The 19561-nt window shown below is 60.1% G+C and carries 17 protein-coding genes; 13 read left to right on the top strand and 4 right to left on the bottom strand.

The genetic code is table 11. The features are described 5' to 3' along the window. Positions 1-80 precede the first annotated feature (80 nt). Positions 81-1001 carry an ornithine carbamoyltransferase gene (argF, locus tag AACY44_RS05775; RefSeq protein WP_339417850.1) on the top strand — a complete coding sequence of 307 codons (921 nt, stop codon included), beginning with the start codon at positions 81-83 and terminating at the stop codon, positions 999-1001. Further along, positions 998-2107 carry an ABC transporter ATP-binding protein gene (locus AACY44_RS05770; protein ID WP_339417848.1) on the top strand — a complete coding sequence of 370 codons (1110 nt, stop codon included), beginning with the start codon at positions 998-1000 and terminating at the stop codon, positions 2105-2107. The genes argF and AACY44_RS05770 overlap by 4 nt, the downstream gene beginning before the upstream one ends. Positions 2108-2151: 44 nt before the next feature. Here AACY44_RS05770 and ybaK read toward each other — a convergent pair whose 3' ends face one another. Further along, positions 2152-2622, bottom strand: coding sequence for a Cys-tRNA(Pro) deacylase (gene ybaK / locus AACY44_RS05765; RefSeq protein WP_049709756.1), 471 nt, complete (start codon positions 2620-2622; stop codon positions 2152-2154). Between the two features lie 327 nt (positions 2623-2949). Here ybaK and AACY44_RS05760 point away from each other — a divergent pair, with 327 nt between their 5' ends. The 11 genes from AACY44_RS05760 to AACY44_RS05710 all read left to right on the top strand — a co-directional run bounded on the left by AACY44_RS05760 (position 2950) and on the right by AACY44_RS05710 (position 15229). Further along, on the top strand, positions 2950-3807 hold the full coding sequence (locus AACY44_RS05760) for an MIP/aquaporin family protein (protein WP_049709757.1): 858 nt from the start codon (positions 2950-2952) through the stop codon (positions 3805-3807). A 76-nt stretch (positions 3808-3883) separates the two neighbouring features. After that, entirely contained in the window at positions 3884-5389 is a 1506-nt protein-coding gene (gene glpK / locus AACY44_RS05755) for a glycerol kinase GlpK (protein ID WP_339417846.1), read from the top strand. 95 nt (positions 5390-5484) lie between these two features. Continuing rightward, on the top strand, positions 5485-6240 hold the full coding sequence (locus AACY44_RS05750) for a DeoR/GlpR family transcriptional regulator (RefSeq protein WP_339417845.1): 756 nt from the start codon (positions 5485-5487) through the stop codon (positions 6238-6240). Between the two features lie 184 nt (positions 6241-6424). Next, positions 6425-7963 carry a glycerol-3-phosphate dehydrogenase gene (gene glpD / locus AACY44_RS05745; RefSeq protein WP_339529909.1) on the top strand — a complete coding sequence of 513 codons (1539 nt, stop codon included), beginning with the start codon at positions 6425-6427 and terminating at the stop codon, positions 7961-7963. A 304-nt stretch (positions 7964-8267) separates the two neighbouring features. Continuing rightward, the gene (locus AACY44_RS05740) at positions 8268-9194 is read left to right on the top strand and encodes a glutamate/aspartate ABC transporter substrate-binding protein (RefSeq protein WP_339417842.1); all 927 of its coding nucleotides are present in this window, start codon (positions 8268-8270) and stop codon (positions 9192-9194) included. A gap of 193 nt (positions 9195-9387) precedes the next feature. Continuing rightward, positions 9388-10134 carry an amino acid ABC transporter permease gene (locus AACY44_RS05735; RefSeq protein WP_065872525.1) on the top strand — a complete coding sequence of 249 codons (747 nt, stop codon included), beginning with the start codon at positions 9388-9390 and terminating at the stop codon, positions 10132-10134. Next, a complete protein-coding gene (locus AACY44_RS05730; RefSeq protein WP_339417840.1) occupies positions 10134-10805 on the top strand; it encodes an amino acid ABC transporter permease in 672 nt (223 codons plus the stop codon). The genes AACY44_RS05735 and AACY44_RS05730 overlap by 1 nt, the downstream gene beginning before the upstream one ends. Further along, positions 10802-11536: an amino acid ABC transporter ATP-binding protein gene (locus AACY44_RS05725; RefSeq protein ID WP_339417839.1), complete on the top strand. Its 735-nt coding sequence runs from the start codon at positions 10802-10804 to the stop codon at positions 11534-11536. Before AACY44_RS05730 ends, AACY44_RS05725 begins: the two co-directional genes overlap by 4 nt. Positions 11537-11643: 107 nt before the next feature. Next, on the top strand, positions 11644-13545 hold the full coding sequence (locus tag AACY44_RS05720) for a sensor histidine kinase (protein ID WP_339417838.1): 1902 nt from the start codon (positions 11644-11646) through the stop codon (positions 13543-13545). Further along, positions 13542-14891, top strand: coding sequence for a sigma-54-dependent transcriptional regulator (locus AACY44_RS05715; protein ID WP_339417837.1), 1350 nt, complete (start codon positions 13542-13544; stop codon positions 14889-14891). The genes AACY44_RS05720 and AACY44_RS05715 overlap by 4 nt, the downstream gene beginning before the upstream one ends. Continuing rightward, on the top strand, positions 14891-15229 hold the full coding sequence (locus AACY44_RS05710; RefSeq protein ID WP_339529906.1) for a GlpM family protein: 339 nt from the start codon (positions 14891-14893) through the stop codon (positions 15227-15229). The genes AACY44_RS05715 and AACY44_RS05710 overlap by 1 nt, the downstream gene beginning before the upstream one ends. A gap of 32 nt (positions 15230-15261) precedes the next feature. Here the strand turns inward: AACY44_RS05710 and AACY44_RS05705 are convergent, their stop codons facing one another. From AACY44_RS05705 to AACY44_RS05695, 3 genes are read right to left on the bottom strand one after another with little or no spacing between them, the layout of a single operon-like run. Next, on the bottom strand, positions 15262-16659 hold the full coding sequence (locus tag AACY44_RS05705) for a sigma-54-dependent transcriptional regulator (RefSeq protein WP_339529904.1): 1398 nt from the start codon (positions 16657-16659) through the stop codon (positions 15262-15264). Next, a complete protein-coding gene (locus tag AACY44_RS05700) occupies positions 16649-18418 on the bottom strand; it encodes a sensor histidine kinase (RefSeq protein WP_339529902.1) in 1770 nt (589 codons plus the stop codon). Before AACY44_RS05700 ends, AACY44_RS05705 begins: the two co-directional genes overlap by 11 nt. After that, on the bottom strand, positions 18418-19542 hold the full coding sequence (locus AACY44_RS05695; protein ID WP_339417830.1) for a GNAT family N-acetyltransferase: 1125 nt from the start codon (positions 19540-19542) through the stop codon (positions 18418-18420). The genes AACY44_RS05700 and AACY44_RS05695 overlap by 1 nt, the downstream gene beginning before the upstream one ends. Between the last annotated feature and the right edge of the window lie 19 nt (positions 19543-19561).

The raw sequence follows: 19561 nt of genomic DNA, 5'->3' as shown, positions 1-19561 counted from the left end.
CTTTCGCCGCAGGTCTCGCCCGTTGTCACAATAAACAAGGCTTTGAGTATCTGCGGTCTGTTGCAAAAAGGTAGTTAATGATGAGCGCAAGGCACTTTCTCTCCCTGATGGATTGCACGCCCGAAGAGCTGGTCAGCGTGATCCGTCGAGGCATTGAGCTTAAAGACCTGCGTAACCGCGGCGTACTGTTCGAGCCTTTGAAAAACCGCGTGCTCGGGATGATTTTCGAGAAGTCATCAACCCGCACCCGCGTGTCTTTCGAAGCCGGCATGATTCAACTGGGTGGCCAGGCCATCTTCTTGTCCTCGCGCGACACCCAATTAGGGCGTGGCGAGCCGGTCGCCGACAGCGCGAAGGTGATGTCGAGCATGCTCGACGCCGTGATGATCCGTACCTTTGCCCACAGTACCGTGACCGAATTTTCCGCCAACTCCCGCGTACCGGTGATCAACGGCCTGTCCGATGACCTGCACCCGTGCCAGTTGCTGGCCGACATGCAAACCTTTCTCGAACACCGTGGCTCGATTCAGGGCAAGACCGTGGCGTGGATCGGCGACGGCAACAACATGTGCAACAGTTATATAGAAGCGGCGATCCAATTCGACTTCCAATTGCGCGTTGCCTGCCCGGAAGGCTATGAACCTGATGCGCGCTTCCTGGCGCAGGCCGGTGACCGCGTGACCCTGGTTCGCGACCCGCGTGACGCGGTGATCGGCGCGCACCTGGTGAGCACCGACGTCTGGACCTCCATGGGCCAGGAAGACGAAACCACCAAGCGCCTGGCCCAGTTCGCCCCGTATCAAGTGAACCGCGCCCTGCTCGACCTGGCCGCGCCCGACGTGTTGTTCATGCACTGCCTGCCGGCGCACCGTGGCGAAGAAATCAGCCTTGACCTGCTTGACGATCCGCGCTCGGTCGCCTGGGACCAGGCCGAGAACCGCCTGCATGCGCAAAAAGCCCTGCTCGAGTTCCTCGTCCCGCCGTCGTACCACCACGCATGAGCCAGCCATTACTGCTGAACCTGCGCAATCTGGCATGCGGCTATCAAGATCAACGGGTGGTGCAGAACCTCAACCTGCACCTGAATGCCGGCGATATCGGTTGCCTGTTAGGCTCTTCGGGCTGCGGCAAGACCACAACGTTGCGCGCCATTGCCGGGTTTGAGCCGGTGCACGAGGGTGAAATCAGCCTGGCGGGCGAAGTGATCTCCAGTGCCGGGTTCACTCTGGCGCCGGAGAAACGCCGCATCGGCATGGTGTTCCAGGACTACGCACTGTTTCCTCACCTCAGCGTGGCTGACAACATCGCCTTCGGCATTCGCAAGCACCCGCAACAAGACCGCGTGGTCGCTGAGTTGCTGGAACTGGTGAACCTGAAAAACCTGGGCAAGCGCTTTCCTCATGAGCTTTCCGGCGGCCAGCAACAACGCGTCGCTCTCGCCCGTGCTTTGGCGCCGGAGCCGGCATTGTTATTGCTGGACGAACCCTTCTCCAACCTGGATGGCGAGTTGCGACGCAAGCTCAGCCACGAGGTGCGGGATATCCTCAAGGCACGCGGCACCAGTGCGATTCTGGTGACCCATGATCAGGAAGAAGCCTTCGCGGTCAGCGACCAGGTCGGTGTTTTCAAGGAGGGCCGCCTTGAGCAGTGGGACACGCCCTACAACCTCTATCACGAACCGCAGACACCATATGTCGCCAGCTTTATCGGCCAGGGTTACTTCATTCGTGGCCAGTTAAGTTCGCCGGAATCCGTGAGCACCGAACTCGGCGAGCTACGCGGCAACCGCGCCTACACCTGGCCTACCGGTGGTGCGGTGGATGTGCTGCTGCGCCCGGATGACATCGTCTACGCGCCAGACAGCGCGCTGAAAGCGCAGATCGTCGGCAAGACGTTCCTGGGGGCGTCTACCTTGTACCGCCTGCAACTTCCGACGGGCGCGCAATTGGAGTCGATTTTCCCCAGCCACGCCGACCATCAGGTGGGAGCGGATGTGGGGATTCGGGTTGCGGCTGAGCATCTGGTGTTATTTCAGGCGTCAGGGAGTACGGCGGCGCAAATCCCTAAAGTCGAATCCGGCGTACGCCGCTACAGCCCTGCGCACTGAATAACTGACGAAACCGGCTTGACTTCAGGCGCTGCAAAATAGATTCAGGCTCGGCCAATCGGCGCGAATTTAGCCTGGGTATGCTCAGCCAGCACCGCCGCTGGCAATTCCACTTCCAGCCCCCTTCTACCCGCGCTCACAAAAATGGTCGCGAACGGCTGCGCCGTCACATCGATAAACGTGCGCAACCGCTTCTTCTGCCCCAGCGGGCTGATGCCGCCTAACAAGTAACCCGTAGAGCGCTGCGCCGCTGCCGGGTCGGCCATTTCGACTTTTTTCACCCCGGCAGCGTGCGCCAGCCCTTTCAGGTCGAGACTTCCGACGACCGGCACCACCGCCACCAACAATTCGCCTTTCTCACTGCTCGCCAGCAAGGTCTTGAACACCTGCGCCGGGTCGAGGCCCAACTTCTCCGCGGCCTCCAGCCCATACGAAGCCGCCTTGGGGTCATGTTCGTAACTGTGGATACGATGTTCGGCGCGAACTTTTTTCAACAAATCCAATGCAGGCGTCATGGTGTCTCCGGGCATTGCAAACAGATGGCCGATTCTAGGCCAAGCCCACGCAAAAGGCTCTAGTACGCCCACTTTTAAGGTACACACGCAAGATGACAAGCGTGATCATTCACCAGACCAATAGTTTGAAAGTGACTGACCGTTCACTTTCGACCTTTGACAGCGGTCATTCTTGTCTATATTTTTTCGTTTCCGAATGCTGTAGGAATAGCTCCGCAGTATTCAAGCAGTAAGCCGTGTCCGGGATGGGGATCCTTGCCACGGTGAAAATCGCGCAATAACCCGTTGAGGTTGTGCGCCAGACAAGAACAACAACTGAGGTTTTCCATGACAACTGCTCTTCAACAGCCTTCACTTTCGAGCCAATGTATGGCCGAGTTCCTGGGGACTGCGCTTCTTATCTTCTTCGGTACGGGATGTGTCGCTGCGCTCAAGGTCGCGGGTGCCAGCTTTGGCTTGTGGGAGATCAGTATCATCTGGGGGGTGGGCGTCAGTATGGCGATCTACCTGAGCGCCGGCATTTCCGGGGCGCACCTGAACCCCGCCGTCAGTATTGCCCTGTGCATTTTCGCCGACTTCGACAAACGTAAACTGCCCTTCTATATCCTCGCCCAGATCGCCGGCGCCTTCTGCTCGGCCGCCTTGGTGTACACCCTCTACAGCAACCTGTTTTTCGATTACGAACAAACCCACCATATGGTCCGTGGCACGCAAGCCAGCCTGGAACTGGCGTCGGTGTTTTCCACCTACCCCCATGCGCTACTGAGCACCGCCCAGGCCTTCCTGGTGGAAATGGTCATCACCGCGATCCTGATGGGCGTGATCATGGCCCTCACCGATGACAACAACGGCCTGCCACGCGGCCCGCTGGCCCCGCTGCTGATCGGCCTGCTGATCGCCGTGATCGGCAGTGCCATGGGCCCGCTGACCGGCTTCGCGATGAACCCGGCGCGGGATTTCGGGCCCAAGCTGATGACCTTTTTCGCCGGCTGGGGTGAAATGGCCTTTACCGGTGGCCGCGATATTCCTTACTTCCTGGTACCGATTTTCGCGCCGATTGTTGGCGCATGCCTAGGTGCTGCAGCGTATCGCGGGCTGATTGCCCGTCACCTGCCAAGCGCCGCACCTGCTATAGCTGAAGAAACACCTGACACGGCTGTCAACGGCAAAACCCGTATTTCCTGATCACGCCAGCCTGGCCGCTCCTGCTCTTTTGCAGCCAGGCTGACTACCGACTTTCTTATTTCCCAAGGCATTCGACATGACCGATATTCAGAATAAGAACTACATCATCGCCCTTGACCAGGGCACCACCAGCTCCCGCGCGATCATCTTTGATCGTGACGCCAACGTGGTCTGCACCGCCCAGCGTGAGTTCACTCAGCACTACCCACAGCCGGGCTGGGTCGAGCATGACCCGATGGAAATCTTCGCCACCCAGAGCGCGGTGATGGTCGAGGCCCTGGCCCAGGCCGGCCTGCACCATGATCAGGTCGCCGCCATCGGCATCACCAACCAGCGTGAAACCACCGTGGTGTGGGACAAAGTCACCGGTCGCCCAATCTACAACGCCATCGTCTGGCAATGCCGCCGCAGCACCGAGATTTGCCAGCAACTCAAGCGCGACGGCCATGAGCAATACATTAATGACGCCACCGGCCTGGTCACCGACCCGTACTTCTCCGGCACCAAGCTCAAGTGGATCCTCGACAATGTCGAAGGCAGCCGCGAGCGTGCGCGCAACGGCGAGCTGCTGTTCGGTACCATCGACAGCTGGCTGATCTGGAAATTTACCGGCGGCAAAACCCACGTCACCGACTACACCAACGCCTCGCGCACCATGCTTTTCAACATCCACACCCTTGAGTGGGATGCGAAGATGCTGGAGATCCTCGACGTGCCGCGCGAAATGCTGCCGGAAGTGAAGTCGTCGTCGGAAATCTACGGCCGCACCAAAAGCGGCATCGCTATCGGCGGTATCGCCGGCGACCAGCAGGCTGCACTGTTCGGTCAGATGTGCGTTGAAGCAGGCCAGGCCAAGAACACCTACGGCACTGGCTGCTTCCTGCTGATGAACACCGGCGACAAAGCGGTGAAATCCCAGCACGGCATGCTTACCACCATCGCCTGCGGCCCGCGTGGCGAAGTGGCCTACGCCCTGGAAGGCGCCGTGTTCAACGGCGGCTCCACCGTGCAATGGCTGCGTGACGAGCTGAAGATTATTGCCGATGCCACCGACACCGAATACTTCGCCAGCAAGGTCAAGGACAGCAACGGCGTGTACCTGGTCCCGGCGTTCACCGGCCTGGGCGCGCCGTACTGGGACCCGTATGCCCGCGGCGCCCTGTTTGGCCTGACCCGCGGCGTACGCGTGGATCACATCATTCGTGCGGCCCTGGAGTCGATTGCCTACCAGACCCGCGACGTACTTGACGCCATGCAACAAGACTCGGGCGAACGCCTCAAAGCCTTGCGTGTGGACGGCGGCGCGGTCGCCAACAACTTCCTGATGCAGTTCCAGGCCGATATCCTCGGCACCCAGGTCGAGCGCCCGCAAATGCGCGAGACCACCGCATTGGGCGCCGCGTACCTGGCAGGCCTGGCCTGCGGCTTCTGGGGCAGCCTGGATGAATTGCGCGGCAAGGCGGTGATCGAACGCGAATTCGAACCCCAGTTGGACGAAGTCGCCAAGGAGAAGCTCTACGCCGGCTGGCAAAAAGCGGTAAGCCGTACCCGCGACTGGGAACCGCACGAAGGCGCTGAATAAGCCAAGCGCCGGATCCATATAGGGTTGTAACTGGCAGGGAGCGGATTCCTGCGTCATCATGGGCCACTTTTGTATGGCAGCCCAAAGGACGCCCCATGAATCTGCCTCCCCGCCAACAACAAATCCTCGAACTGGTCCGCGAACGCGGCTATGTCAGCATCGAGGAAATGGCGCAGCTATTCGTTGTCACCCCGCAAACCATCCGCCGCGATATCAACCAACTGGCGGACGCCAATCTGCTGCGCCGCTACCACGGCGGCGCGGCCTACGATTCCAGTGTCGAAAACACCGCGTACGCCATGCGTGCCGACCAGATGCGCGACGAGAAACAGCGCATCGGCGAAGCCATCGCGGCGCAAATCCCCGATCACGCCTCGCTGTTCATCAATATCGGCACCACTACCGAATCCATCGCCCGTGCGCTGCTCAACCACAACCACCTGAAAATCATCACCAACAACCTCAACGTCGCCACCATGCTCAGCGCCAAGGACGACTTCGACGTGCTGTTGACGGGCGGTAATGTGCGCCGTGACGGCGGCGTGGTGGGCCAGGCGAGTGTCGACTTCATCAACCAGTTCAAGGTCGACTTTGCCTTGGTGGGTATCAGCGGTATCGATGAAGATGGCAGCTTGCTCGACTTTGACTACCAGGAAGTGCGGGTTTCCCAGGCAATTATCGCCAATGCGCGCAAGGTCATCCTGGCGGCCGACTCCAGCAAATTCGGGCGCAACGCCATGATTCGCCTGGGGCCGATCAGTCTGGTGGATTGTCTGGTGACCGATCAGCAGCCGGTGCCGGCGCTGGTGCAGTTGTTGAATGAGCATAAGGTTCAGTTGGAAGTCGTCTAGGTTCTCGTTCCCACGCTCCGCGTGGGAACTATCAGCGGTTATGTTCACAAATTTTCCTTTACCCGCCCTTCGATGAGTTTTTTCAATCGAAGTCAGGTGGCTGCGCGCGCGTTTATCCGCTACTATTTTCGCAAATGAACATTAATGTTCGAATTCCAATACGAAAAGATCGCGAGGCCAGCCGATGAACCTTTCTACCTTGCCTGCTCCACCGCTTGCCGAAGTCTATGACGTTGCCGTTATAGGCGGCGGAATCAATGGCGTCGGCATTGCAGCAGACGCAGCCGGTCGCGGTTTGTCGGTTTTCCTTTGTGAAAAGGATGATCTGGCCAGCCACACCTCTTCCGCTAGCAGCAAGCTGATCCACGGTGGCCTGCGCTACCTTGAACATTACGAGTTCCGCCTGGTGCGCGAAGCGTTGGCCGAACGCGAAGTGCTGCTGGCCAAGGCCCCGCACATCGTCAAGCAGATGCGTTTCGTGTTGCCGCACCGCCCGCACCTGCGTCCGGCATGGATGATCCGCGCCGGCCTGTTCCTGTACGACAATCTCGGCAAGCGCGAAAAGCTCGCCGGCTCGAAAAGCCTCAAGTTCGGCCCGGACAGCCCACTGAAAAGCGAAATTACCAAAGGCTTCGAGTACTCCGATTGCTGGGTCGATGACGCCCGCCTTGTCGTCCTAAACGCCATGGCCGCCCGCGAAAAAGGCGCGCACATCCATACCCAGACCCGGTGCGTCAGCGCCCATCGCAGCAAGGGCCTGTGGGAAATGAACATGGAACGCGCCGATGGCAGCCTGTTCTCGATCCGTGCCCGCGCACTGGTCAACGCCGCTGGCCCATGGGTGGCCAAGTTCATCAAGGATGACTTGAAACTGGATTCGCCCTACGGCATCCGTTTGATCCAGGGCAGCCACCTGATCGTGCCGAAACTCTACGAAGGTGCCCACGCGCACATCCTGCAGAACGAAGACCAGCGCATCGTTTTCACCATTCCGTACCTGAACCACCTGACCATCATCGGCACCACCGACCGCGAATACACGGGCGACCCGGCTGCAGTTGCGATCACCGAAGGTGAAACCGACTACATGCTCCAGGTGGTCAACGCACACTTCAAGAAGCAACTGAGCCGCGACGACATCCTCCATACTTACTCTGGCGTTCGCCCACTGTGCAACGACGAGTCGGACAACCCGTCGGCCATTACCCGCGACTACACGCTGGCGCTGTCCGGCGGCACGGGCGAGGCACCGATCCTGTCGGTGTTTGGCGGTAAGCTGACCACCTATCGCAAGCTCGCCGAATCGGCGATGGCGCAACTGGCGCCGTATTTCACCCAGATGCGCCCAAGCTGGACCGCCAAGGCCAGCCTGCCTGGCGGCGAGGACATGACCACGCCAGAAGCCTTGGCCGAAGCCATTCGCAGCAAATTCGACTGGGTGCCGAGTGAAATCGCCCGCCGTTGGTCCACTACTTATGGCAGCCGCACATGGCGCTTGCTGGAAGGCGTGCAATCGATGGCTGACCTGGGCGAGCACCTGGGTGGCGGCCTGTATACCCGAGAAGTCGATTACCTGTGTGCTGAAGAATGGGTGACCCAGGCTCAAGACATACTGTGGCGTCGTACCAAGCTGGGCCTGTTCACCACTGCGCAAGAACAGGAGAACGTGCAGCGTTATCTGTCCAAGGTCGAGCAGAACCGCCGCAAGATTGAAGCGGCCTGACTGCCAATAACGAACAAAGCCCCTGCACCGTGAGGTCCAGGGGCTTTGTTTTGCATTCGGTTTTCCGAACGCGACAGCCAACCCTATTCGGTTTGCCGGATCCAGAACTAAGATTTTTTCCGACACATAAAGTTAATTTTCATAAAAATCAAAGCTTTAAGCTTTTAACGCTGGTCTGGCACGACTCATGCTCTACACTCTTGGACGATTGCCTGAGACGCCTCAGGAGCCGTCACGGGCATTCGCTGTACAAGAGAGCCGTTTAGCCGGCTTCATAAAAAAAACAAATGTCGAGGAAGTATTGATGCGCATCGTTCCCCATATTCTGGGCGCAGCTATCGCTGCTGCTCTGATCAGCACTCCAGTTTTCGCCGCCGAACTCACCGGCACGCTGAAAAAGATCAACGACTCCGGCACCATCACTCTCGCTCACCGCGACAGCTCCATTCCGTTTTCCTACATCGCGGATGGTTCGGGCAAACCAGTGGGCTACTCCCACGACATTCAGTTGGCCGTCGTAGAGCAACTGAAAAAAGACCTGAACAAACCCGACCTGAAGGCCAAGTACAACCTGGTCACTTCGCAAACCCGTATTCCGCTGATCCAGAACGGCACCGCGGACCTCGAGTGCGGCTCCACCACCAACAATGCCGAACGCGCCCAACAAGTTGATTTCACCGTCAACATTTTCGAAATCGGCACCCGTCTGCTCGTCAAGAAAGACAAGGATGGCAAGCCGAGCTACGCCGACTTTGCTGACCTGAAAGGCAAGAACGTCGTGACCACCGCTGGCACCACGTCCGAGCGCATCATCAAATCGATGAACGCTGACAAGCAAATGGGCATGAACATCATCTCCGCCAAAGACCACGGCGAATCCTTCCAGATGCTGGAAAGCGGCCGTGCCGTTGCCTTCATGATGGACGACGCCCTGCTGGCCGGTGAAGAAGCCAAGGCCAAGAAGCCGGACGACTGGGTCATCACCGGTACTCCACAGTCCTTTGAAGCCTATGCCTGCATGGTGCGTAAAGACGACCCGGCCTTCAAAAAGGCTGTCGATGACGCCATCGTCGCCCTGTACAAATCCGGCGAGATCAACAAGATCTACAGCAAGTGGTTCGAGAGCCCGATCCCACCAAAAGGCCTGAACCTGAACTTCCCGATGAGCGACAAGGTTAAGGAGCTGATCGCTAACCCAAGCGACAAGCCAGCGCCTGACGTAAAAATCTAATACCTGACTAAGCTTATGTCCTGAGGGAGCCAACCCTCCCTCAGGCGTCTGTTACTACCTGCTGGCAATAAATTGGAACACTCGACCTGGCGGTTTTCGAGCCGATCGTGTGTGCCTGGCGTTCACCGTCAGGCGGGAAAGGATCTTCCCCAAGCGGGTGCTTGTACATCGATCGATTTCGGGGGAGACCCTAATGAATTACAACTGGGACTGGAGCGTGTTCTTCAAGTCCACCGGCGTGGGCAGCGAGACTTATCTCGACTGGTACATCGCCGGCTTGGGCTGGACCATCGCCATCGCTGTCGTGGCATGGATTATCGCCTTACTGCTGGGGTCCATTCTGGGCGTCATGCGCACCGTGCCGAACCGTCTCGTAGCGGGCATTGCGACCTGCTATGTGGAACTGTTCCGTAACGTGCCGCTGCTGGTTCAGCTATTCATCTGGTATTTCCTGATACCCGACCTGCTGCCGCAGAACCTGCAAGACTGGTACAAACAAGACCTCAACCCGACCACTTCGGCTTACCTGAGCGTCGTCGTATGCCTGGGCCTGTTCACCGCCGCCCGAGTGTGTGAGCAAGTACGTACCGGTATTCAGGCACTTCCGCGTGGCCAGGAATCAGCTGCACGTGCCATGGGTTTCAAGCTGCCGCAGATCTACTGGAACGTGCTGCTGCCCCAAGCCTACCGGATCATCATTCCGCCGCTCACCTCGGAATTCCTCAACGTCTTCAAGAACTCCTCCGTGGCGTCCTTGATCGGCCTGATGGAACTGCTGGCACAAACCAAGCAGACCGCCGAGTTCTCGGCCAACCTGTTTGAGGCCTTCACCCTGGCCACGCTGATCTACTTCACCCTGAACATGAGCCTGATGCTGCTGATGCGCATGGTCGAGAAGAAAGTCGCGGTGCCCGGCCTGATCTCCGTGGGGGGTAAATAATGGACTTCGATTTCAGCGGCATCATCCCCGCCATCCCGGGCCTGTGGAACGGCATGGTCATGACCTTGCAGTTGATGGTCATGGGCGTGGTCGGCGGTATCGCACTGGGTACGGTCCTGGCGCTGATGCGCCTGTCGTCCAGCAAACTGCTGTCGCGCCTCGCCGGCGCTTATGTGAACTACTTCCGCTCGATCCCGCTGCTGCTGGTGATCACCTGGTTCTACCTGGCGGTGCCGTTCGTGCTGCGCTGGATCACCGGCGAAGACACCCCAATCGGCGCGTTCGCCTCCTGCGTCGTGGCCTTCATGATGTTCGAAGCCGCGTACTTCTGCGAAATCGTGCGAGCCGGCGTGCAGTCGATCCCCAAGGGCCAGATGGCGGCGGCACAGGCAATGGGCATGAGCTATGGCCAGACCATGCGCCTGATCATCCTGCCCCAGGCGTTCCGCAAGATGACCCCGTTGCTGCTGCAACAGTCGATCATCCTGTTCCAGGACACCTCGCTGGTCTACACCGTGGGCCTGGTGGACTTCCTCAACTCCGCCCGCTCTAACGGCGACATCATCGGCCGCTCCAATGAGTTCCTGATCTTTGCCGGTGTCGTCTACTTCATCATCAGCTTTTCCGCCTCGCTGCTGGTCAAGCGTCTGCAAAAAAGGTTTGCCGTATGATCTCTATCAAGAACATCAACAAGTGGTATGGCGACTTCCAGGTGCTGACCGATTGCAGCACTGATGTCAAAAAAGGCGAAGTGATCGTGGTGTGCGGGCCGTCCGGCTCGGGCAAGTCCACCCTCATCAAGTGCGTCAACGCGCTGGAACCGTTCCAGAAGGGCGACATCGTGGTCGACGGCACCTCCATCGCCGACCCGAAAACCAACCTGCCGAAACTGCGTTCACGCGTGGGCATGGTGTTCCAGCACTTCGAACTGTTCCCGCACCTGACCATCACCGAGAACCTGACCATCGCGCAGATCAAGGTGCTGGGTCGCAGCAAGGAAGAAGCCACCAAGAAGGGCCTGCAATTGCTTGAGCGTGTGGGCCTGTCGGCGCACGCCCACAAGCACCCGGGTCAGCTTTCCGGCGGCCAGCAACAACGTGTGGCTATTGCCCGCGCCTTGGCCATGGACCCGATCGTGATGCTGTTCGACGAACCCACCTCAGCCCTCGACCCGGAAATGGTCAACGAAGTACTGGACGTGATGGTGCAACTGGCCCACGAAGGCATGACCATGATGTGCGTGACCCACGAAATGGGCTTCGCCCGCAAAGTGGCCGACCGCGTAATCTTCATGGACGCCGGCAAGATCATCGAAGACTGCCCGAAAGAAGAATTCTTCGGCGACATCAGCGCCCGCTCCGAACGCGCGCAGCAATTCCTTGAGAAAATCCTGCAGCACTAAGCATTACAGCGCTTTCACTGTAGAAACCGGATCCATTATGGGAGCAAGCCCGCTCCCACAATGGACCGTACAGGCAGGCAAGCGCTGGTTGACCCAAGGCATCTGTGATGAAATGCGACCCCAACCAATTTCGCGCCGCACCGCCATCACTTGCCGTGAAACCACGCCTGATACGCCAACTGTTCCTGCCGCCGTTGATCATCGCCCTGATGATCAGCCTGGGTTATATCGGCTTCTGGATCAGTGAGTACTACGGCATCCGCACCCTCAGCGATACCGGCGAACGCCAACTGGAGTTGCATGCCCGCACCGTCGAAAGCGAACTAAGCAAATACACCTACCTGCCCAGCCTTCTGGAACTGGAGTCCAGCGTCTCCAAACTGCTGGCCGACCCAACCCAGGAAACCCGCAAGACCGTCAACGACTACCTCGAAGGCCTGAACCGACGCAGTCGCAGTCGGGCCATCTACGTGATGGACACCACCGGCCGCGTGCTGGCCACCAGTAACTGGCGCGATGCCGACAGTTACCAGGGTGAAGACCTGTCCTTTCGTGCCTACTTCCAGAACGCCGTGCGTGGTCAGCCCGGGCGGTTCTATGGCATCGGCAGCACCAACGGCGAACCTGGCTACTACCTGGCCCACGGCCTGGAAGAACACGGCAAAATCATCGGCGTCGCCGTGGTCAAAGTGCGCCTCGAAGCCCTGGAGGAACGCTGGCAACGCGCGCGCCTCGAGGCCTTCGTCAGCGATGAGAACGGCATCATTATCCTTTCCAGCGACCCGGCCCGCCGCCTCAAGGCCGTGCGCCCGCTGAGCGATGACACCAAGGATCGCCTGGCCCACAGCCTGCAGTATTACTGGGCGACATTGAACGAGCTGGAACCCCTGGCCCGCGAGCGCCTCAATGAAGCCACCGAGAAACTGACGTTCCCAGCCAACAACGAAGTGGTGAACGACCAGCGCGAAGTCAGCTACCTGGCGCAAACCCGTCCGCTTAATGACACACCCTGGAATTTCACCCTGCTTACCCCGCTCAACGACCTGCGTCGCGCCGCCATCAACCAGGGCATCCTGGTGGCGGTCGCGTTTGGCCTGGTGGCGTTTTTGCTGATTGCCTGGAATGAGCGGCGCAAAGTCATCGCCACCCGCCTCGCCGCGCGGGAAGCCCTGCAGGAAGCCAACAGCCAGCTGGAGCGTCGGATTGCCGAACGCACCGCCGACCTGCGCGCCAGCAACGAACGGCTCAAGGGCCAGATCCGCGAACGCCGCCAGGCCGAAGAAACCCTGCGCCGCGCCCAGGATGAACTGGTGCAGGCCGGCAAACTGGCGGCTATCGGCCAGATGTCCACCAGCATCGCCCACGAACTGAACCAGCCCCTGGCCGCCTTGCGCACCTTGTCCGGCAACACCGTGCGTTTCCTCGAGCGCGGCGCCCTCGACACCGCCAGCGCCAACCTCAAGACCATTAATGAACTGATCGACCGCATGGGCCGCATCACCGCCAGCCTGCGCTCCTTCGCCCGGCGCGGCGATGACCAGGGCGAAGCCAACCTCGCCAAAGCCGTGGACGCCGCGTTCCAGGTACTGGGCGCGCGCCTGGACGACCTGTCGCTGAGCGTGCACCGTGACTTTGTCCCCGCCCAACTGCAAATCGACCAGACGCGCCTGGAGCAGATCCTGGTCAACCTGATCGGCAATGCCCTCGACGCCATGCAGGCCCAACCTGCCCCCGAGCTGTGGCTGGACGGCAGCAGCAGCGAGGGCAAATATCGCCTGCACGTACGCGACAACGGCCACGGCATCGACGCCGAGGCGCGCAAACATTTGTTCGAACCGTTCTTCACCACCAAACCCGGCGAGCAAGGCCTGGGCTTGGGCCTGACGCTTTCCGCCAGCCTCGCGGCGGCCACTGGCGGCAACCTTGCCGTGGAGCATCCGGCCAGTGGTGGAACGACCTTTGTCCTGAGCCTGCCGCTGGCGGGTGCTCAAAAAGCTGAGTCGACATGAATACAGACGCTACAGTCCCTAAAGACGACCTCACCGTGCTGATCGTCGAAGACGACCCCCATGTACTGCTCGGCTGCCAGCAAGCCCTGGCACTGGAAGACATCCACAGCGTCGGCGTGGGCAGTGCCGAAGAAGCCTTGAAGCGCATCGGCGAGAACTTCGCGGGCATTGTGATCAGTGACATCCGCTTGCCGGGCATTGATGGCCTGGAGCTGCTCACCCGCCTCAAGGCCCTGGATAAAAGCCTGCCGGTGGTGCTGATTACCGGGCATGGCGATATCTCCATGGCGGTCGGCGCGATGCGCAACGGCGCCTACGATTTCATGGAAAAACCCTTCTCCCCCGAACGCCTGGTGGACGTCGCCCGTCGCGCCCTGGAGCAGCGCGGGCTGGCGCGGGAAGTCTGGTCGTTGCGCCGTCAGCTGGCCGAGCGCGACGCCCTCGAGGGCCGCATCATTGGCCGCTCGCCCGCCATGCAGAACCTGCGCGAGCTGATCGCCAACGTCGCCGACACCTCGGCCAACGTGCTGATCGAAGGCGAGACCGGCACCGGCAAGGAACTGGTCGCGCGCTGCCTGCACGATTTCAGCCGGCGCCATTCGCACCAGTTCGTCGCGTTGAACTGCGGCGGCTTGCCGGAGAACCTCTTCGAAAGCGAGATTTTCGGCCACGAAGCCAACGCCTTTACCGGCGCCGGCAAGCGCCGCATCGGCAAGATCGAGCACGCCCACGAAGGCACGTTGTTCCTTGATGAAGTGGAAAGCATGCCGATCAACCTGCAGATCAAACTGCTACGGGTGCTGCAGGAACGCACCCTGGAACGCTTGGGTTCGAACCAGAGCGTGGCAGTGGATTGCCGGGTGATAGCCGCCACCAAGTCCGACCTCGACGAATTGAGCCGTGCCAGTCAGTTCCGCAGCGACCTGTACTACCGCCTCAACGTGGTGACCCTTGAACTGCCGCCGCTGCGCGAACGCCGCGAAGACATCCTGCAGCTGTTCGAACATTTCCTGCAGCAATCATCCTTGCGCTTCGACCGGGCCGTGCCGGAATTGGACAACCAGACCCTGTCGAACCTGATGAGCCACGACTGGCCCGGCAACGTGCGCGAACTGCGCAACGTCGCCGAACGCTTCGCCCTGGGCCTGCCCGCCTTCAAGAAAAGCGGCGCCAGCGGCGGCAACCATGGCCTGGCCTTTACCGAGGCGGTGGAGGCCTTCGAACGCAACCTGCTCAACGATGCCTTGCAACGCAGTGGCGGCAACCTGACCCAGGCCAGCCAGGAATTGGGGATGGCCAAGACCACCTTGTTCGATAAAGTTAAAAAGTACGGGTTGAGCCACTGATGGATCTATTCTTGAAAGCCGCCGTGGGCGCGGCGGTGGTGCTGATCCTGGCGGCGCTGGCCAAGACCAAGAACTATTACATCGCAGGGTTGGTACCGCTGTTTCCGACCTTTGCGTTGATCGCGCATTACATCGTCGGCAAGGGCCGCTCGGTGGACGATTTGAAGACCACCATCCTGTTCGGAATGTGGTCGATCATTCCGTATTTTGTGTATTTGGCGACGTTGTATGTGGTGGTGGATCGGATGCGGTTGGAGGCCTCTTTAGCCGTAGCGGCGGTAGCGTGGTTGATGGCCGCAACCGTCCTGGTCAGCATCTGGGTACGCGTCCATTCCTGACAAAACACGGTCGAAATGTAGCTAACAGGGGATCAGCGTACGATCTTGTCGACTTGAATCCCCAGCTTCTTCAAGCGATACCAAAAGCTCCTCTCCGAAATCCCGATCTTCGCCGCCGCCGCAGCCTGCACGCCGTTGCTCTCCTGCAACGCTGCCAGAATGTAGGCCTTCTCCACCTCCGCCAGCGCCGCATCCAGGTCCTGGGGAATCCCCGGCCCCTCGCTGAGGATCGCCGCTAAGCCGCCCTCGCTCGGCTTCGAGGCAAACAAATAACCCGGTAGGTCGATATCTTCGATCACGGGAGAGGCGGCCACGATGGTCGCGCGCTCCACGCAGTTCTGCAGCTCACGAATATTGCCCGGCCAGTGATACGCCGCCATGGCCTGCAACGCTTCGGCGCTGAAACCGGTAATGCGCTTGCCGGCCGTGGCGCTGAGGGTGTGGGCGAAGTGGCGAGCCAGGGGCGCGATGTCCTCCACACGCTCGCGCAAGGCCGGCAAAGGAATCGGGAACACGTTGAGGCGGTAATAAAGGTCTTCACGAAACTCTTTGTTAGCCACCGCCTCCAGCAGGTTCTTATTGGTAGCGGCGATCACCCGCACATCCACCTTGCGCTCGCGGGGGTCGCCCACCGGCTCGATCACCCGCTCCTGCAAGGCGCGCAGGATCTTGGCCTGTAACGCCAGGGGCATATCGCCCACTTCATCCAGGAACAATGTGCCTTTGTCGGCCTGCTGGAAGCGCCCTACCCGATCAGCCACGGCGCCGGTAAACGCGCCCTTGCAATGGCCGAACATTTCGCTTTCCAGCAAGCCTTCCGGGATCGCCGCGCAATTGACCGCCACGAACGGTTTGTCAGCCCGGCAGCCGTGTTTGTGGATGGCGCGGGCGACCATTTCCTTGCCGGTGCCGCTTTCACCCGTCAGCAGGATGGTGGCGCTGCTGTCACGCACCGAGTCCACCGCTTGCAGCACCTTGCGAAACGCCGGGCTGTCGCCCACCAGGCTGTCGAACTGCGCGTGCTCATCCAGCTCGGCACGCAGGCGTGCGTTGTCGCGCATGATGTCGCGAAATTGCAGGGCCTTGGCCACGGTGATGTCGAGCTCGTCGATATCGAACGGCTTGGCGATGTAGTCGTAGGCGCCGTTGCGCATCGACTGCACGGCGTTTTTCACCGTGCTGTAGGCGGTCATCACAATCACCGGCACGTGCGGGTAGCGCACCTTGATCTCGGCCAGCAGCGCCGGCCCGTCCATGCCGGGCATGCGCCAATCGCTGATCACCAGGTCGATGTCTTCCTGCTCCAGCACCTTGAGCGCGTGCAGGCCGTTGCCGGCGACAAACACCTGCACCTCGTTCTGGCCCAGGGCCGAGGCAAGCAGGTCGCAGAGCTTGGGTTCGTCGTCGACTACCAGAATGTTATGCGTCATGACTGTCCTCGTCGTCTTCGCCCATTGCCGGAATGTACAGGCTGAACGTGGCGCCGGCATCTTTCTCGCTGGCACATTCGATGCTGCCGTCGTGACTTTCCATAATCGAATAGACTTTAGCCAGGCCCAGGCCGGTGCCGGAAGCCTTGGTGGTGACGAATGGCGTGAAGATACGCTCGACCATTTCCGCCGGAATACCCTGGCCGGTGTCGGCGATGCTGATCACCGTATTTTCGCCCACGGCGCGAATGCCCAGAGTTAGGCGTCCGCCTTCGGGCATTGCGTCGATGGCGTTGAGAATCAGGTTGAGGCACGCCTGCTTGAGCTGCTTGGCATCCGCGTAGATCGTCGCCCCCGGCGCCTGGTCGTCGATGTGTGCATCGATGTTATGGGTGGCCAATTCCGGGCCGCAGAAGCCGAGGATTTCCTCCACCAAGGGTCGCGTTGGCTGCAGCACGCGCAACGGTGGGTTGGGCTTGGCAAAGTCGAGAAACTCGGTGATCAGGTCATTGATGCGGCTGACTTCACTGATCACGTATTCCAGGTGACGCTTGTCGGTTTCCGCCAGGTCAGCGCGACGGTGCAGCAGTTGCGTCGCCGTCTTGATGATTCCCAGCGGGTTGCGGATCTCGTGAGCCAGGCCCATGGCGACTTCACCCAAGGCATGCAGGCGATCACGCCGACGCAACTGGGCTTCAAGGTGATGCAACTCGCCCAGACGCTCGGTCATGTGGTTGAAGGTGCTGCTCAACTGCGCCAGCTCGTCGCCGCCGCTGACCTCCACGCGGTGCGCGTAGTCGCCGGAAATCACCGCGTTAACACCTTGGGACAGGTCGCGCAAAGGCTTGGTCAGGCGTCGCGACACCAACACCCCGGCCGCCAACGACAGCGCCGAACTGAGCAGGAAGATCAGCACGAACAGATTACTCTGGTTCACCAGCCCGACCAGGCTGGTGTGGCGCAGCAGGCCGCTGAAAATCACGCCTTGCAAGTCACCGGCATCATTGAAGATCGGCCAGTACAAACCGCTGTAGTTATTGGTGAACTGCTCGCTGGGCTGCCGGGTGGCGCGCATCGCGGTTTCAACGCTCTTGGGGATGCGCGAAGGGTGATCCTCAAACCGTTGGGTCGAGAAAATCTCGGAGAAACCGTCCGGGTTGGCCAGGTACAGGCGCAGGTCGAGGGAATGCACATCGGCCACGCTGGTGAGGAAACTGCTGTCCAGGTAAGTCCCGACCAGCAGCTCGTAATCAACGCCGTCCTGGGAGGTATCGAACGTCGAGACCACGATGCCGGTGGACACGCCCCCCACCTGCACAGTCTGCAACACCGTATTTTTGGCCAGGCTGATCTGCTTGACGATGTCGGATTCGGCGGTACTGAACACGACTTTTTGGTCACTGGTGCGAATCAACGCTACCACGTCGATATCAGTGGCATCGGCAATGTCGGCGGTCAGCCGGTCGTGTTTGGCGGCTTGCTTGTTCTCAGGCGGGCTGGTGTAGCGCAGGAACAATTTGGCCATGCGCGCGTTGTCATGAAGGATATCGCCGATCTCGTCCTTGACGATCTTGGTGGATTCCTGCAGCCAGATGCGCACGTTGCTGTCGAAGATCTGCGACAACGTAGTGGCGGCCAACTCCGCCGCGATCATGGTCGGGATCACACTGACCAACCAGAACGCCAGCACCAGCTTGCGCTGGACGCTCCAGCGCGAAATGGCAAAGGGGCGGGCTTTCTGGCGGGTCTTGGTGATCATCAGGTTTCGCTTATCGCAGCAGCCATGGCGGGGTCGGAACGGTCCGGTCGAATAAACACTTTTAAAAGCTTGAGCAGGCCGTTGACCAGCCGGTTGCGGTGGCGGAAAAACACACGGTTCCCCTGGAACTCACAGCCCAGGCGCAGCTTACTGGCATACCCGGCCTGCCCACACTCATACAACGCAATATTATTCTGAATACAGTAGTCGACGTTGGTCAGCCAACTACGGAAGTACAGGTTGTAGTCGCGGGTGAACTCGACGTCATGCCCGAAAAACTTGTCCACCAGCCGTTGTTCGTCCACCAGCATCAGGTTGAACGCCACCAGCCGCTCGTCTACCCAGTAAAGAACACAAACCGCGCGCTGATCAAGCCGTTCGAGCACGCCGGTGAAGTAGCCGGCAGGCAGCCGTTCGAACTGCAACTCGGCGCGTGTCAGCGTGGCTTCGTACAGGCGCATGACGTCGGGCAGCACGTCGTCGATATTGCGCCGCCACTCCACCCGCGGCCCCGGCGCGCGCAGTTTGCGGCGCAGGTCCTTGCGGGTGGATTTGCCCAGCGAGCCGAGGTAAGCATCTACCGATCCATAAGGCAGCGGCAACACGCCGGTGGGCAGGCTCGGCATGCTTTGAAAGCCTGCAGCCCGGCAAGTCTCAAGCCAATAGGGGTCTGTGCTTGGCGCGTCCTTGACCGCCACCAGGCCGATACCAACGTCATCGGCATCCCGGCGCGCGGCTTCCAGCAGGTGCTTGAGCATCATCGGGCGGCGCGCATCCGCCACGCCACTGGCGAAACCCACGTCGCAACGTTCGGCCACCGGAGAGCCGAGGGCATACAACCCCAACTGCAAAAGCCCGGGCCACAGCCGTTCTACACGCTCGGTCAGGCGCTTGCCGGCGCCCGATACCGTGGCGTCGAGGCGATAATGAGTAATGAACGCGGCGGCCACTGCCACCAGCGTGCCATTTTCGTAGACCGCCAGGTAACGCCACTGAAAATCATCGATAGCGGCGTTTTCCACGGCGACGTAATAGTCCCAGTCTTCCAGGGCTCCCGGGAAACAGTCGTTCCAGGCACTGCGCTGGATGGCCCGGATGGTTGGAAAGGCTTGGGTGGTAATCACGTATTCCCCTTATTTCTTT

This window comes from Pseudomonas sp. RA_15y_Pfl1_P11 (assembly GCF_963970975.1).
Classification (GTDB): Bacteria; Pseudomonadota; Gammaproteobacteria; order Pseudomonadales; family Pseudomonadaceae; genus Aquipseudomonas; species Aquipseudomonas tritici.
Note: the sequence above shows the minus strand (reverse complement) of the source record. Positions and strands in the feature narration are given on the sequence as shown.